The sequence below is a fragment of the Gordonia aquimaris genome (assembly GCF_026262595.1).
GTDB classification, from domain to species: Bacteria; Actinomycetota; Actinomycetes; order Mycobacteriales; family Mycobacteriaceae; genus Gordonia; species Gordonia tangerina.
The window spans coordinates 1-14,843 of record NZ_JAPKFM010000045.1; the positions used below are offsets into that span (position 1 = coordinate 1).

Here is a 14,843-nt window from a genome sequence, read left to right on the forward strand (position 1 = left end):
GCGGTGCGGTGTTCACCCCATCGCTGTCCAGGTGCGAGAACGCGCCACATCCCGATGGGGGAGCGCGGTCCGCGTCCAGGACGTCAGGCGGGTCGCTGCGCAGTGATCTGGTCGACCCCCATCCGGCCGTCACGGAATGCCATCCGTCCGCCGACCAGGTACAGCCGCCACACACGCGCCATCTCCTCGCCGACGAGGTCGACGAGGAGTGCCCAGTTCTTCTCGAAGGTCTCGTACCAGGCGTCGACGGTCCGGACGTAGTGTTCGCGCATCGCCTCGACGTCGCGGATCTCGAGGCCGGCCGCCTCGAGGAGATCGACGGTACGGCCGATCGGGCGCATGTACATGTCCGGGGCGATGAACGCCTCGATGAACGGGCCGCCGCCCGGGTGATTGCCCGCAGGCCGCGACATCTGTTGGATACAGACGAGCCCGCCGGGAACAACCTTGTCGGACAGGGTCTGTGCATAGACAGGGTAGTTGCGTTGACCCACGTGCTCGCCCATCTCGATCGAGGCGACCGCATCGAATCCGCGGTCGGGGATGGCGCGGTAGTCCTGGACCCGGATATCGACGAGGTCGCCCAGTCCACGCGCGGCCACCCGAGCGTCGATGAAGGCCTTTTGCTCGCGCGAGATCGTGACGCCGACGACGTGCGCACCGAACCGTTCGGCGGCGTGCAGACTGAGCGATCCCCAGCCGCAACCGACGTCCAGCAGGCGCATCCCGGGGCGTGTGTCGAGTCTGACCTTGCGGCAGACCCGGTCGAGTTTGTCGGTCTGGGCGTCGGCCAGACCGTAGCCGGGTTCGTTCGATGTCCAGTAGGCGCTCGAGTACGCCATGTGCTCGTCGAGGATGAGGGCGTAGAACTCGTTGGACAGATCGTAGTGATGGCTGATGGCGGCGCGGTCTCGCGCGGGCGAATGTCGCCGTCCGCGGATCGACGCCTGCGATTTCGGGTTTGCCGGTGGCAGGCCGAGAACCCCCAGGGAGCGTGCGAGTCGTATGACGTCGAGGATCGACCGCGGGCTGAGTCGCAGAGAGCTGAGCCCGCGCTCGTGGGCCACCGTCCACAGATGCGTCAAGGTGGCATCGAGGTCGTCGCGGACGTCGATCTCACCGGTCACATACGCCTGCGCCACACCGAGTTCGCCGGGATGCCAGAGCAGTCGGCGCAGGGCCTCGGGTCGGTAGATCACCACGCGCGGAGCGTCGCCGGGTCCGGCCGAACTGCCGTCCCACGCGGTGAGATGCACCGGCAACGGACCGTTGGTGTGCCGCTCGACGACGTCGGCGATCGCGGTTGCGACAGTCATGACCCTCCTTGTCACACACCCGCCGCGGCGATTCCGGCCGGGGTGTTACCGGGAGTTCGGTGCCGACGGGTGCGCGGATGGGCGCCGTGACCGGGTGCGTCTGGGGTCATGGCCTACCAGATGACGGCGACGCCGGCCGCGGACACCGATAACAGCCCGGCCGCGACGAACAGCGCGCGCGGCACCGGCTGTCCGGTTCGACGTTGCCGGACGCTGCCGATGCCGAGTACAGCGCCCAGCGCGAGCAGGAGGACCAGTTTGACGCCGATCTTGGTGTAGTTGAGGTCGATTCCGTCCGGCCAGGGCGCGGCCAGTGCCAGACCGGTCAGCAGTGACAGCAGCAGGCCGTACTCCATCGGCCGGGTGAACCGGAACCGTTGCGCCGCCGCCTCGGCGACCCAGGCACCGAAGGTGATCGCGAAGCCGACGATGTGCACCAGGACAACGACGTTGCGTAGTAGATCCACGCCGTCAGCGTACCCGAGTCGGACATCGGCACATCGGTGATCTGCGGGAGCGCCCATGACCTGCGCAGGCGGGGCGGCACCGGTCAGAGTCGAGGGACGCGTCCCGCCGCCATGTCCACCAACGCTCGGACGTTCACGTCGCGTGCCTGCCGGCGTGCGGCGATGACCTCGTTGTCGGCCGGTACCAGTAGGCGCAGGCCGCGCGGATGCGATCGAATTGTCATCGGGGTCGTTAGGTCGACGGCCTCGCCGTCGATACCGGCGGCCGCATGACCGCTGCGCGACCGGATCTCGACCGATCCGGCGGTGAATTCGTGCCAGAACGGGCTGGTCTTGCGGAGGCCCAGAGCCGATCGGGTCATCAGTCGGGCGGCCTCGGCCGCCGTGGACGTGGACACCGCGATCACCCCGAGGGCGCCGGTGTCCATCCGGCGGCGGGTCGCGGCGTCCAGCGACGTGGATGCGACGTAGGGATTGTTGGACACCAGGATCACGAAAGCACCGTCGACGTCGCGTCCGGACGGGGCAGTGAACTGTAGATCGAACGGACGGGCGGTGGGGCCCAACAGGTCAGGCAGCATCGCCGCAGCGGTCTGGGCCTTGTCGGCGCGGTAGGACTCCTCGGCGATGATGGTCGCATACACCCCGAGGGACACGTTGTTGACGAACAGGCGGCCGTTGACCGTGCCGTAGTCGACCCGCCGTTCCACCGCGTCTGTGAACGCGCGCAGGGTGTGGCGCGGGTCGTCGCGGTCCAGACCCAGGTCCAGTGCGAAATGATTTCGGGTGCCGGCGCTGATACAGACGAATGGCAGATCGTGTTCGACGGCGACGGCCGCGACGATCGCCTGCGAACCGTCACCGCCGGCCATGCCAAGGCAGTCGGCGCCGGCGGCCACCGCGTCGTGGGCGAGCTGTTCCAGATCGTCGCCGGGCTCGAGTTCAACAGTTTCGACACCGAGTTCCGCTGCGGCCGAACGTAGCCCGAACCTCTCGACCTTGCCGTCGCCGGATCGGGGATTGCAGATGAGTACTGGCCGCTGCGGCCGATGGGATTGCTGACGACGGTCAAGCGCGTGCAGGTCGGCGGCCAGTGCGAAGCGTGCACTCGCCACCGCCACACCGAGGACCCCGACCGCGGCCAGAAGGCGCAGGATCATCGCGTCGGCGGCGATGAGCGCATGCGCCATCGCCCAGGTCATGACGACGAACCCCGCGACGATCGCCGCCATACCCCACAGCCGCCGCCGGTCGCGCTCGGTCACCACCCACCAGGCGCCACCGACGGCCAGTCCGAGACCGCCGACGGTGGCGACAAGGGCCGGTGCGCTGTGGATCACGAAAGCAAGTGATGCCACCCCGAACACGACCAGTCCGATGAGTGCGGTCAGGGCGGCAGCCCGGTGTCGGAGATCGGGCCGATGGGTGAGGTCGCTGCGTTGGCTCCGTTGTTCGTCCATCTGCACCGATCGGTCAGTGGGGCGTGAGGCGGAACGAGCGGGCTCCCGCCCGCCATGCTGTGTGTAGATCGGTCTCGCTGGGGTTGCCGTGCGCATCGAGCTCGATCTCGTTGAACTTCGCGAACTGCGGATTGTCGCGGCACAGCGTGGCGTAGTGGGCGACCACGTCTGCCTCGTCGGTGAAGGCCTCGACGTCGGCGGTCCGTCGGCTGCCTTGCAGCCGCAGCTCGACTCGACCGCCACTGTGCAGGTTTCGGCTCCAGGCGAACGGGGTGCCGATCAGCAATGACGAATCGACGCGGGAATAGGCGACCGGCAGGGTGTATCGCCGGCCGGACTTACGGCCCACCAGATACAGGGTGATCAACCGGCCACTCACCACGCGATGCAGTCCCGGCGTGGCGAGCAGGCCTCGGACAATGCGGTTCGCGACATTCTGCATCGGCATCTTCTGCGGCCCTGGTGGACTGGTCACGACAGTCAGCGTACCCACCGGGTGGTTGGCCGGTGGCCGGTCGCCGGGGCGTCGTGTGGCGGATGCCGCCGGTACCCCGCAAGGTGGACAAGACAGTGAACCCGAACCGAGGAGTGAGTAGATGACCGCCCCGATCATGCCCAAGTCCGACGCCGCCGAACTGATCGTCGCCGCCCGAATCCGGCAGGGACTGAAGTGGTCCGAGATCGCCGAGCGCATCGACGCGCCGCTGGTGTGGACCGTCGCCGCCTTGCTCGGACAGCACCCGGTGCCGGCGGAGAAAGCAGCTGTCGTGGTCGAGGTCCTCGGACTCGGCGAAGGAGTCGCCGAGAGTCTCACCCGTCAGCCGACGCGGATCGCCGACGACGCGGTCGCCACGGACCCGACGATCTACCGTTTCCACGAGGCGTTGGCCGTGTATGGCCCGGCGCTCAAGGAACTCATCCACGAGGAGTTCGGCGACGGGATCATGAGCGCGATCAACTTCAAGGTCGACGTGGCACGCCGTGCCGACCCCGACGGCGACCGCGTCGTGGTGACGTTCGACGGGAAGTTTCTCGACTATCGGTGGTGACGTCGCGGCCGGCCACGCAGATGTGCGATCTGTCCTTCGCGACCGCCGCTGCAGTCGACAGTTCGTCAGTTGAATCGGCGACGTCGCGGGCAGCAGAGTTACGCCATGATCATCGGCGCACCCACCGAGCATCCCGACCCGGACGCCACCGCCCTGCACGTCGGCTATCGCGACAAGGTCCTGGCCGTCGAGCCCGGCGGTAACGAACCGATCCCGTTGGCGGCCCGACACGGCAGGCCCCGCGGACTGTTCTGGACGTGGACCGCGCCCAACCTCGAGTTCGCGACGATCTTCGTCGGCATCATCTCGGTTCTCTACTTCGGACTGTCGTTCTGGCAGGCGGTTGCCGCGATGGCGCTGGGCAACCTGCTCGGCGCCATCGCGCACTTCCTGCTGTCGGCCGAGGGGCCGTTGCACGGCGTACCCCAGATGGTTTTGGGGCGACTGGCCTTCGGTTACCGCGGCAATATCCTGCCGGCCACCTTCATGGCCGTGATGTGTGGTGTCGGCTGGTTCGCGACCAACAGCGTCAGCGGCGCCTTCGCACTGTCCACGCTGTTCGGGCTCACACCGCTGACTGCTCTGGTCGTGATCGTGGTGCTGCAAACAGCTTTCGCGTTCTTCGGACACAACCTCGTGCAGCGTTTCGAACGGCTCGCGGCGCCGGTGTTGGCGATCGTCTTCGTGATCGGCGCGGTGATCATCTTCAGCAAGTCCGATGTCGCGGCACCCGCGGCCGACGGCGGTTTCTCCCTGGGTGGCTTCCTGCTCACCGTCGGTGCCGCCTTCGGCTACACCGCCGGCTGGACACCGTATGCCGCCGACTACACGCGGTACCTGCCGCCGACCGTGTCGAAGGTGCAGACCGGCCTGTTCGCCTCGGCCGGACTGTTCGCGTCGTGCACCTTCCTGATGGTGGTGGGCGCCGCCTCGGTCACCATCGGCGATCCGGTGTCAGAGAACCCGACCGAAGCGTTCACCGCGAACCTGCCGTCGGCGATCGCCGATGTGACCCTGCTCGCGATCGCGGTCGGTGCGGTGGCGGCCAATGCCATCAACGTGTACTCGGGCGCCATGGCATTCGTGACGATGGGATTCACGCTTCCGGTGGGCCTGCAGCGGGCGTTGGTCACCGTGTTCTTCGGCGTGGTCGGCTTCGCCGTCGCATGGTGGGCGCTGGCCGACGCCGCCGCATCCTATGAGGCGTTCCTGTTGCTGGTCGCCTACTGGATCGGTCCGTGGCTCGGCGTGGTCTTCGCCGATCGCCTGCTGCGTCGCGACCCACCGCCGCTGACGCTGCTCTACGACACGGGTTACCGAAACCGTGGTGGTGTGGTGGCGTTCGTGATCGCCCTGGCCGGGTCGCTGTTGTTGTTCTGCAATCAGGAGAAGTTCGTCGGGTTCGTGGTCCGGGCGGTACCCGAACTCGGTGACATCGGGGCGTTCGTCGGATTCGTGGTGGCCTTCGTCGGCTATCTGATCCTCGCCCGTGATCGCGTCGCCCGATCGCAGCAGATGTACCGCTGAACAGACGCATCGTTCGGGCGCTGTCACCGGTCGGCGCGGTGCACCCCGATCGCCAGCAGCATCGAGGCGGCGACGTCGGGTTCGGTGGGGTCAAAACCCAACACCGCGCGGATGCGGTCCAGGCGCTGGTACATACTCTGCCGCCCGATGTGCAAGATCTGCGCGGATCTGGTTGCGCTGCACCCATGGCGCAGATGGGTGTCCAGGGTGGTCACCAGTGGCCCGCCGTGGTGTCGGTCGTGGGTCACCAGTGGTGCCAGCAGGGCGGTGAGTTCGGCGCGGACCTCCGCGCCGATCGTATGGGCGGCGGCATCGGCGAGTAGTTCCCGGCCGGTGAACACGCGTCGGGCGGGAGCGTCGCGACGCAGCGTGTCCGCCAGGGCGATCCGTTCACCGCACCGGCGAAGCGAGACGGTCAGCGCGTTCGACAGACCGGCACCGGGGGCGGAGTCGTCGAAGCCGGTGGCTTCCCCGACGACGAACGTGGAGCGTGTCGCGGCACTGCCGGCCTTTTCGAGTGCCCGCGCCGTCTGGCCCACCGGGTCCGGCGCCGAAGGCACCACGATGAGGCCGTACACCGTCGCATCGACCGTCGCCTGCACCAGGCCACCCAGCGCGCCACCAGTGCGCGCGAGCGCGGACTCGGCCATCCGCGGATCGGGTGCTTCGGCGGCTACCGGCACCACCAGAGATGAATCCCGAACACCCACACCGGAACTGACCAGACGAGCCAGCAGGTCCGCGCGACGGATGGGGCGGCCGTCGACGATTTCCTCGACCAACCGGGCCCCAACGGCCGAACCGCGAGTGCCGGCTCGTGTGAGCGCCGCGGCGAGCGGGCCGGCGGCCAGGTCGAGCAGCGCCTCAGCCCGACTGCCGGACCTGTGGCTGCCACCGGCCACCAATCGGCCGATCTCCCGGCCCCGCACGGTGATCGTGACCGACGCCGGGGCGCCATCGACGATCCGCCAGGCCGCCCGATCGTCGTCGACACCGTGGGCAGCGAGCAGTGCCCCCTGCGATCCGATCAACACGATGGGGGAGCCGATCGCGTCGGCGAGGTGTCCGAGCATCCCGGCCACCCCGCCGGATGAGGTCAACTCGGCGTGCAGGGCTGCGTCGAGTCGGGTGCGCAACCGCAGGTCGTCGACCTCCGCCGAGACGATCGCCGTGTTCGCTCGTCGGCACACCTCGATGAATGGCTGCACTCGACGGAGTTCGATGATCGGCAGACGGCACGCCGAGCCCTCGCGGACCATCTGGTCGGGGATCGCGTCGAAGGTACGCCCGATCTCGAAGGCGAGACCGGCCACACCGCGCTCCGCGAGATCACGGACGTAGTGTCTGCGGGTGCCGGCGTCGAGACCGGCGAGGCCCAGGCCGGTGGTGAGCAGCAATTCGCCACCGGAGAGCAGCGGGCCGATCTCGAAGATCTCACTGGAATGCACCCAGGCCACCGGCCGATCGAGGCGATCGTGTGCGGTCAGAACATGCGGATCGGCGCCGTCGAGATGATGCTCGAGAACATCTCGCAGACACAACGACACCGGAGAGGCAGCCACCACCGGAATGACGATATGCCCGTAGCCGCGGCAGTGCAGGACGACGAAGTGTCGGTTGTCTGCGAGCCGAACCGGCGGCAGGCTCGGAGCATGAACATCCGCACCGACCCGTTTTCAGATCTGGATCCGATGGCTCTGCTCGACACCGCCTTCCGGCAAGCACAACTGGGCTTGGCCGAAGGGGGCATCCCGATCGGTGCCGCTCTGTTCCGGGCGGACGGAACACTGCTGGGCGAGGGGCGCAATCGACGGATCCAGCACGACGACCCGTCCGTGCACGGCGAGACCGACGCCTTTCGGGCGGCGGGGCGACAACGTGACTACTCGTCGACGGTGATGGTGACCACGCTCGCGCCCTGCTGGTATTGCAGCGGTTTGATCCGTCAGTTCGGGATCGGCGCCGTGATCATCGGCGAGAACCGGACGTTCAGTGGTGGACAGGACTGGCTGGCGGATCTCGGCGTCGCGGTGACCATCGTCGACGACAGCAGGTGTGTGGCGATGATGACCGATTTCATCGCCGCCCACCCCGCGGTGTGGAACGAGGACATCGGCGTGGCCGACACCCCGATCGTGAAGTCGGCAGGAGGCCGGGCATGAGTGACGGTCCCATCCTCACCGTCGATCTCGATGATTGGCGGGCCGGCGGTGCCGCGGCCGACCGGGTGTGCGCCGCCGTCGACGAATCGCTGCAGCAGGCGGGCTTTCTGCTGGTACGCGGGCACGGCATCGATCCCGCTCTGCCCACTGCGCTGCGGGCGGCCGCTCGCAGCTTCTTCGCCATGTCTACCGAGGTCAAAGGACAGTACGCCGTGACGGTGGGCGGGCGTGGCTGGATCGGCCCCGGGATGGAGGCCAACGGCTACGCCGAGGGCACCGACACACCGCCGGATCTCAAGGAGACCTACAACTGCGGCGCCCAGACGCCGGTCGGCATACCCGGGGTCGACGACTACTGGTTCGCCCCCGACGTCTGGCCGGCCGAGACGCCGGATCTGCGCGGCTTGTTCACCGACTGGACCGGCCAGGTCAAGCAACTCTGCGACGACCTGCTCGCCCTGATGGCGGCAGCTCTCGGTTTCGGTCCGGGCGCCAATCCGTTTCACGGCCTCGCCGGCAATGCCACGTGGACGTCGAACATCAACCACTATCCGGCGGCGAGGGTGGTGGGACCGCCGGAGCCGGGGCAGTTCCGGATCGGCCCGCACACCGACTTCGGCACCGTGACCGTGTTGGATCGCGAACCCGGCGCCGGTGGGTTGCAGGTGTACAGCGACGAGGGCGGATGGGCCGACGCCCCCTTCGATCCCGAGGCGCTCACCATCAACATCGGCGACCTGCTCGAATACTGGTCCGGTGGGCGCTGGCCCGCCGGACGCCATCGTGTGCTGCCGCCGCATCCCGACGCGCCTGACGAGGATCTCGTGTCGCTGATCTTCTTCTACGAACTGAACCACGATGCGGTGGTCACGCCCATCTCGCCGCCACTGGGCAGGCGTCGCGGACTACCGCCGGTGGTCTCCGGCGACTTCATCCGTGAACGGCTCGACGCCATCACCGTGGGGTGACGTTCGGGTCGTAGCGGGAGCTGCGGATACAGGCTTTCCGGTGAGCGCAAACGGCTCCGCCGGTCACCGACCGGCGGAGCCGCCCCGTTCCCCGGGGTATCAGGGCACGAGTCCGCCGAACCCGCCGCCGCCGAACGGAATCCGAGGCTGATTCGACTGTCCGCCGGACTCGGGAATGGTGGTCTCCTGCTTGTCCACCGCGCTGCCGAGTTTCACCTGCACGGTCCGCGCGTCACTGCCGGAACCCACGGTGACCGAGACGGTCTCGCCGGGGGTGTGAGTCAGGATCTGCGCCATCAGGTCGGCGTAGTTGCTGATGGGCGTGTCGCCGATCTTGGTGATGACGTCACCCTGCTTGATGCCCGCTTGATCGGCCGCACCACCGGACTGCACCGACGAGATCTGCGCGCCCTCGGCCGCGCTGTCGGTCGCGGTGAGTGAACCGGACACGCCGAGTACGGGTTTGGTCGCCTGGCCGTCCTGGAGCAGTTCGTTGCCGATCCGCTTGGCGGTGTTGACCGGGATTGCGAAACCGAGGCCGTAGGCCTGCACGCCGCCGCTGGCCGCCTGCCCGGTGTCGACCGCTGAGTTCACGCCGACGACCTGGCCCTTCAGATTCACCAGTGGCCCACCGGAATTGCCGGGGTTGATCGGTGTGTCGGTCTGCAGGCCGTTGTACACGGTCACACCCGAACCACTTTCGTCGGCGGCGGTCACCGTGCGCGACAACGCGCTGACGATTCCCGAGGTGACCGTGTTGGAGAGGTTCTCCGGACTGCCGACGGCGACGACCTGCTCGCCGACCTGCAGCCCGTCGGAGTCACCGAGCGCAGCCGGTGTGAGCCCGGATGCGCCGTCGAGTTTGATGACCGCGAGATCGTAGGAGGGCGAAGTGCCGGTCACCTCGGCCCCGTAGGTCTTCCCGTCGCTGGTGGTGACCTGGATCGTGCTCCCGTTGCCGGCCATGGCGACCACGTGGTTGTTGGTCAGCACATAGCCGTCGGGGGACAACACGATGCCGCTGCCGACGGCCGAGCCCTGCGCGCCGGCCACCTTGATGTCGGCAGTCGACTTCGAGGCGATCTGGGCGGCGTAGGTGACCGAACCGGGCTTGACGTCGGCGGCGTTGTTCGCGGTGTCCGGCGCAGAACTGAGCACCGGCACCGATCCGGAGTCGTCGTTGTTCAGCAGCGCGCTGCCTCCGACGCCCACTACGCCACCGAGCAGGCCGGCGAGCAGTGCGGTCACGACGATCGGCTTGGTGACGCCGGCGCGGGGACGATCCGGTGTGCCGACTGAGGGGTGGCCCGCCACATGTGACGGTGCGCCGTGGCTCGTCGGGTACGGACTCGTCATCGGGCCGTGCGCCCACGGTTGGTGGTTTTGGCCGGGCGGATACGGCTGCTGTTGTGCGGCAAAGGGAGTGGTCACCGGCTCGGTGAGGTGTTCGGTGTCGGGGGCGGAGTCGGCAGCGCCGTGCTCGCGGTGTCCGTCACCCGAATCGGCGGGAGGAGTTTGGTTCACGAGCCCACGATGCCTGCCCAGGATGAGAGGATCTCAAGAATCGGGCTGCGGATTCGCTGGCAATTCGCTGGCCGAAATCTCAGGTAAATCGGAGATTCTCGGCTGCTGTGTGGCGCGGGCCGGGTGACCTCACCGAAGAACGAATGCCACCGCCCGCTCCACGACGGCGTCGAGATCCTCGCCGAGGTTGCCCGCCAGCCATTGCTGGGCGAGTTCGGCCATCGCCCCGGTGAACATGGTGGCACCGGTGTGCAGGCTGAGGGGATCGCGCGCCGAGCGCGACGACGCCGTCTCGGCGACAACCAGTTCGGTGAGCAGGTCCTGGGTGGCCGTGCGCCGTGCGGACAGGACCGGGTGGGCGCGCCCCTCGGTGAACAGGATCCGGCCGCATCGGGGGTCGTCGGAACCGAACCCGAGGACAGCCCGGATCCCGGCGGCCGTGCGTGATCGTACCGATGTGTCAGTCGCCGACATAGCCTCTTCCACGCGGGTGGCGAGCCGTCCGGCGATCATGTCGTAGGCCGCGCCCAGTAGTTCGTCGGTGTCGGAGAAACTCTCGTAGAAGTAGCGGGTGTTGAGGCCGCACGCGCGACAGACCGAGCGCACCGACAGTCCGGCGGCGCCCTCGGCGCCGAACACCTCGAAGGCCGCGTCGATCAACAACGCACGGCGCTCGATCCGGCGGTCGGTCAGCGGCACTCCTGCCCAACGGGTTGGTGTCGACATCGCATCAGCCTACGTCGCGCCCGATCCTGATCCCAATGAAGTCTGGTCACGTCTGTCACCAGAAAGTAGGGTGGAGCGCAACGGTCCACCGCCGACTACCGGAAGGACGTGCGATGTCGCCGACGCTCACCGCCCCCTCGATCCCGAATGCCCTATCCATCCCGAATGCCCTATCCATCCCGAAAGGGCTGTCGTTAACCAATCTGGCGCCCTTCCCGCTGCCGCATCAGCTGATGGGGCTGTGGCTCAACGGCCGCTTCGACGAGATGGTCCGCGCGAAGTTCTTTCGCGGCATGCAGTTCGACGAACCGCACGGCGATGCGGGGTGGTTCGGACCCGACAGTGCCACCTGGTACGTCCACCAGCACACGCCGGCGCTGATCTTCGGTTTGCAGTGCGCCTCCTATCTCGAGCGCCTCGATCCGAGCATCTTCTGGATGGGAGTGCATCATTCGCGCCTCGTGCAGAAGGCCGACGACGGCGAACCCACCGGACGGATCGATCCCGCCGGAGCGGCAGTGCGGCTGGGTCATTCGGTCGCGTTCTTCATCGGCACCGCCTACGGGTCGACCGAGACGGCCGAACGCCTCGCCCGGACGGTGCGGGCGATGCACCACACGATCAAGGGAACCCGCCCCGACGGTCTGGCCTACGACGCCGACGATCCGGACTGGCTGCGGTGGAACTACGCCACCGTGGTGTGGGGAATCGCCACCGCGCACGAGATCTATCATCCGCGGCCGTTGCGGGGCGCCGAACTCGACCGCTATTACGGCGAGTTCGTCCGCGTCGGGCATGCCTTGGGTGGCGTCGACCTGCCCACCACGAAGGCCGACACGCTCGCCTGTCTGGAGGAGTACCTACCGAGGCTGGCGCTCACCCATGGAAACGCCGTGGCCACCGGCGTGAATCTGACCAATCAAGCACAGGCCGCGGTGGACTGGGCGATCCGTGACACCATGCCGCAGTGGGCGGCGCAATTGGTGCTGCACCGACCGCCCAACCCCATCGAGCGCCGCGCGCGGCGCAGCGTCGTGTGGAGTGCACTGAACGGTCTGCAGGCGACCATGGGTGACCTGCCCGAGTACACCGCGGCGCGGGCACGGGTTGCCGACGGGGTCACCGTGGCGCACACCGAGTCGACGTACGTACCCGGCAGCGACCCGGAACTCGGCCGCGCGGAGGTCGAGGCCGCACTCTGATGCGGCGACGGCCTGCGTCGGTCGGACCGTTCGGCCCGCAGATCTACTTCGCCACCGCGATTTCCTCGCCGAGCGCGAACCCGGCTGTCAGCGGTAGCTGATCGCCGCTCCAGAATCGGCCCGGATCGAACCACCGGGAATCCTTGTCGGCGTCGAGCAGGCCCATGTCGGTGTAGGTGATCGCGACCACCTCGGCGCAATACGCCGACTCGAGCCCGGTGTCGTGCGCGTGTCGTCGTGCCCGGCGCTCACGTGCCCGGCGGTCGAGGTACGGGATGCCGCGGACCACGTCGACGCTGTTGGGCATTCGGCCCCGAAACCATCGGCCGGCCAGCCGCGCCGTCGCCGGGAAGGGTGTCCCGTCCAGGCGGGCGATCGTGGTGAGCAGGCTGTCCTCCTGTGCGCGGGTGATGTCCGGGCTGAGCTGGCGCAGCCAACAATCCTGGTCGTAGCGATCCATCCACTGCCGGACGGCGTCATGCGCATCGTGCAGCTGGACTCCGCGATGGTGACGGCCGGTCCACACATCGGTCAGCCGGTCGCCGAGCTCGGCATGCCACAGCAACGGGGGCAGATCGTCGATCGCGACGGTCATCGCCACATGATTGACCGGCGCATTGGTGAGGGTCCGGATGGCCCGATCCGGCCCGGATCGGCCGCGGAACAGCCAGATATCGCCGGTGCGGGTCACATCCAGAGCCCGTTCGAGTTCGATGCCGGTGCCGCCGAGTTCCTCGCCTGTGCGCACGAGAGCAGCCTAGGGCAGCAACTATCCTCGAGCCATGCGCAACGCGTGGAAGTGTTTGGGACTCGCCGGTGCGGTCGGAGTGGCGGCCGGTGGAGTGGTGGTGGCCCGGGATCAACGACAGCGCAACGCCTACAGTGCCGACGACGTTCGCGAACGCCTGCATCGGCGGCACGGCCAGGCCCACGCGCCCGCCGATGATGCCGGCGGCGACCAACGGTGAGAGGTCTGCCGCCACTCGACGCCCCGGTGGAGCCGGTGACCGCACTGCGCCGAATCGCCTGGCTGCTCGAACGGGACCGGCAGAGTACCTATCGGGTGGAGGCATTCCGCCGCGCGGCGCGCGCGGCACACGAGCTCGGGCGAGACGAACTGCAGCGCCGTGCGGCGGCAGGAACCCTCACCGACATCGGTGGGATCGGTACGCGGACGGCGGCGGTGATTGCCGAGGCGGTGGCCGGTGGGTTACCCGAGTATATGCGGCGGCTGCAGGACGCGGCGCCGGCGTCGTTGGCCGACGGCGGGCATGCGCTCTACGCGCGATTGCGCGGCGACCTGCATACCCACACCGATTGGAGCGACGGCGGCGCACCGTTGACCGAGATGGCTTCCGCAGCCGCAACCCTGGGGTTGGAGTGGCTGGCGATCACCGACCATTCGCCGCGGCTGACGGTCGCCAACGGACTCAGCGTGGCACGGTTGCGTGCCCAACTCGATGAGATCGACGCATACAACGACCAGTCCGACAGCGAGCTGCGCCTGCTGGCCGGTATCGAGGTCGACATCCTCGACGACGGCACACTCGATCAGACCACCGAGATGCTCGACCGACTCGACATCGTCACGGCATCGGTGCACTCCAAGCTGCGCATGGACGCGGCACCGATGACGCGTCGCCTGGTGACCGCGGTGAGCGATCCGCGCTGCAATGTGCTCGGCCATTGCACGGGCCGGCGGGTCGGGACCGGCCGGGGTGCCCGACCACCGTCGACATTCGACGCGCGAGAGGTGTTCGCAGCGTGCGCCGAGCACGGTACGGCCGTCGAGATCAACTCACGTCCCGAACGCGTCGATCCACCCGATGATCTCATCGAACTCGCGCGAGACATGGGCTGCCTGTTCGCGATCGACTCCGATGCCCATGCACCTGGTCAACTCGATTTCACCGCGCTGGGGGCGCATCGTGCGGTACAGCTGGGGATCGAGCCCGAACGCATCGTCACCACCTGGCCGGCAGACCGGGTGATCGAGTGGGCCGCGGCCCGCACCTGAGGTGCGGACCACGGCTCTTCCGGGCCGGCTCACTTCACTTCTGAGCGCAGGACGCGGATCACTCCTAGCGTCAACGGGATGGCGATCCACACCATGGCGGACACGATCAGCCGCGCCCACTCGCCGCCGGTGGCCCAGTCGCCCGACTGGAACGGTGCGTTGGTCGACCCGGGGTCGAGCCACTGGCCCACGTTGTCGCCGAACCACGGCACGAGCTCGGTGAGCAGCATCAACGCGGTCGGCAGTGCGAAGTAGGCGACGATCGCGCCCGGCGTGTTCAGGATCAGCGCCGCGAAGCCGAATCCCAGGAGAAGGCCGAACATCTGGAGTACGAACGAGTTCAGCAGTCCGGCGGCGGTGAACGACCACGCCCCGGCCGGATCGGTGTAGGCGATGTCGGCGACGATGTTGGCCAGCGCACCCAA

15 protein-coding genes and 1 pseudogene are annotated in these 14,843 nt (G+C 68.0%); 7 read left to right on the forward strand and 9 right to left on the reverse strand.

Annotated features, from left to right (window positions below; translation table 11 throughout):
• Positions 1–83: 83 nt before the first annotated feature.
• The 4 genes from OSB52_RS24065 to OSB52_RS24080 all read right to left on the reverse strand — a co-directional run bounded on the left by OSB52_RS24065 (position 84) and on the right by OSB52_RS24080 (position 3,718).
• Entirely contained in the window at positions 84–1,316 is a 1,233-nt protein-coding gene (locus OSB52_RS24065) for an SAM-dependent methyltransferase (RefSeq protein ID WP_266063846.1), read from the reverse strand.
• Between the two features lie 113 nt (positions 1,317–1,429).
• Entirely contained in the window at positions 1,430–1,783 is a 354-nt protein-coding gene (locus tag OSB52_RS24070; RefSeq protein ID WP_266063848.1) for a Fe-S protein, read from the reverse strand.
• A gap of 83 nt (positions 1,784–1,866) precedes the next feature.
• Positions 1,867–3,243: a diacylglycerol/lipid kinase family protein gene (locus OSB52_RS24075; protein WP_266063850.1), complete on the reverse strand. Its 1,377-nt coding sequence runs from the start codon at positions 3,241–3,243 to the stop codon at positions 1,867–1,869.
• A gap of 13 nt (positions 3,244–3,256) precedes the next feature.
• A complete protein-coding gene (locus tag OSB52_RS24080; RefSeq protein ID WP_266063852.1) occupies positions 3,257–3,718 on the reverse strand; it encodes a PNPOx family protein in 462 nt (153 codons plus the stop codon).
• Positions 3,719–3,839: 121 nt separating this feature from the next.
• Between OSB52_RS24080 and cynS the strand changes: the two genes are divergently transcribed.
• On the forward strand, positions 3,840–4,292 hold the full coding sequence (gene cynS, locus OSB52_RS24085; protein ID WP_235726281.1) for a cyanase: 453 nt from the start codon (positions 3,840–3,842) through the stop codon (positions 4,290–4,292).
• Positions 4,293–4,397: 105 nt separating this feature from the next.
• Entirely contained in the window at positions 4,398–5,819 is a 1,422-nt protein-coding gene (locus OSB52_RS24090; RefSeq protein WP_266063855.1) for a purine-cytosine permease family protein, read from the forward strand.
• 23 nt (positions 5,820–5,842) lie between these two features.
• Here OSB52_RS24090 and OSB52_RS24095 read toward each other — a convergent pair whose 3' ends face one another.
• Positions 5,843–7,381 carry a PucR family transcriptional regulator gene (locus tag OSB52_RS24095; RefSeq protein WP_266063861.1) on the reverse strand — a complete coding sequence of 513 codons (1,539 nt, stop codon included), beginning with the start codon at positions 7,379–7,381 and terminating at the stop codon, positions 5,843–5,845.
• Positions 7,382–7,471: 90 nt separating this feature from the next.
• Between OSB52_RS24095 and OSB52_RS24100 the strand changes: the two genes are divergently transcribed.
• Together OSB52_RS24100 and OSB52_RS24105 are read left to right on the forward strand one after the other, a co-directional pair.
• Entirely contained in the window at positions 7,472–7,981 is a 510-nt protein-coding gene (locus OSB52_RS24100) for a nucleoside deaminase (protein WP_266063856.1), read from the forward strand.
• A complete protein-coding gene (locus tag OSB52_RS24105) occupies positions 7,978–8,949 on the forward strand; it encodes an isopenicillin N synthase family dioxygenase (protein ID WP_266063857.1) in 972 nt (323 codons plus the stop codon). Before OSB52_RS24100 ends, OSB52_RS24105 begins: the two co-directional genes overlap by 4 nt.
• Before the next feature lie 99 nt (positions 8,950–9,048).
• On the opposite strand, the gene OSB52_RS24110 is transcribed toward OSB52_RS24105, so the two are convergent.
• Positions 9,049–10,473 (reverse strand): S1C family serine protease, encoded by a 1,425-nt coding sequence (locus tag OSB52_RS24110; RefSeq protein WP_372512471.1) that lies wholly within the window; start codon positions 10,471–10,473, stop codon positions 9,049–9,051.
• A 129-nt stretch (positions 10,474–10,602) separates the two neighbouring features.
• The gene (locus OSB52_RS24115; protein WP_235726277.1) at positions 10,603–11,199 is read right to left on the reverse strand and encodes a TetR/AcrR family transcriptional regulator; all 597 of its coding nucleotides are present in this window, start codon (positions 11,197–11,199) and stop codon (positions 10,603–10,605) included.
• 233 nt (positions 11,200–11,432) lie between these two features.
• Here OSB52_RS24115 and OSB52_RS24120 point away from each other — a divergent pair, with 233 nt between their 5' ends.
• On the forward strand, positions 11,433–12,401 hold the full coding sequence (locus OSB52_RS24120) for an oxygenase MpaB family protein (protein ID WP_266063864.1): 969 nt from the start codon (positions 11,433–11,435) through the stop codon (positions 12,399–12,401).
• 43 nt (positions 12,402–12,444) lie between these two features.
• Here the strand turns inward: OSB52_RS24120 and OSB52_RS24125 are convergent, their stop codons facing one another.
• On the reverse strand, positions 12,445–13,149 hold the full coding sequence (locus OSB52_RS24125) for a guanylate cyclase (protein ID WP_266063858.1): 705 nt from the start codon (positions 13,147–13,149) through the stop codon (positions 12,445–12,447).
• Between the two features lie 34 nt (positions 13,150–13,183).
• Between OSB52_RS24125 and OSB52_RS24130 the strand changes: the two genes are divergently transcribed.
• Both OSB52_RS24130 and OSB52_RS24135 read left to right on the forward strand, forming a co-directional pair.
• Positions 13,184–13,369, forward strand: coding sequence for a hypothetical protein (locus tag OSB52_RS24130; RefSeq protein ID WP_266063859.1), 186 nt, complete (start codon positions 13,184–13,186; stop codon positions 13,367–13,369).
• On the forward strand, positions 13,366–14,418 hold the full coding sequence (locus OSB52_RS24135) for a PHP domain-containing protein (RefSeq protein ID WP_266063860.1): 1,053 nt from the start codon (positions 13,366–13,368) through the stop codon (positions 14,416–14,418). The genes OSB52_RS24130 and OSB52_RS24135 overlap by 4 nt, the downstream gene beginning before the upstream one ends.
• A gap of 29 nt (positions 14,419–14,447) precedes the next feature.
• Here the strand turns inward: OSB52_RS24135 and OSB52_RS24140 are convergent.
• Positions 14,448–14,843, reverse strand: a pseudogene (locus OSB52_RS24140) (ABC transporter permease); the annotation flags it as partial.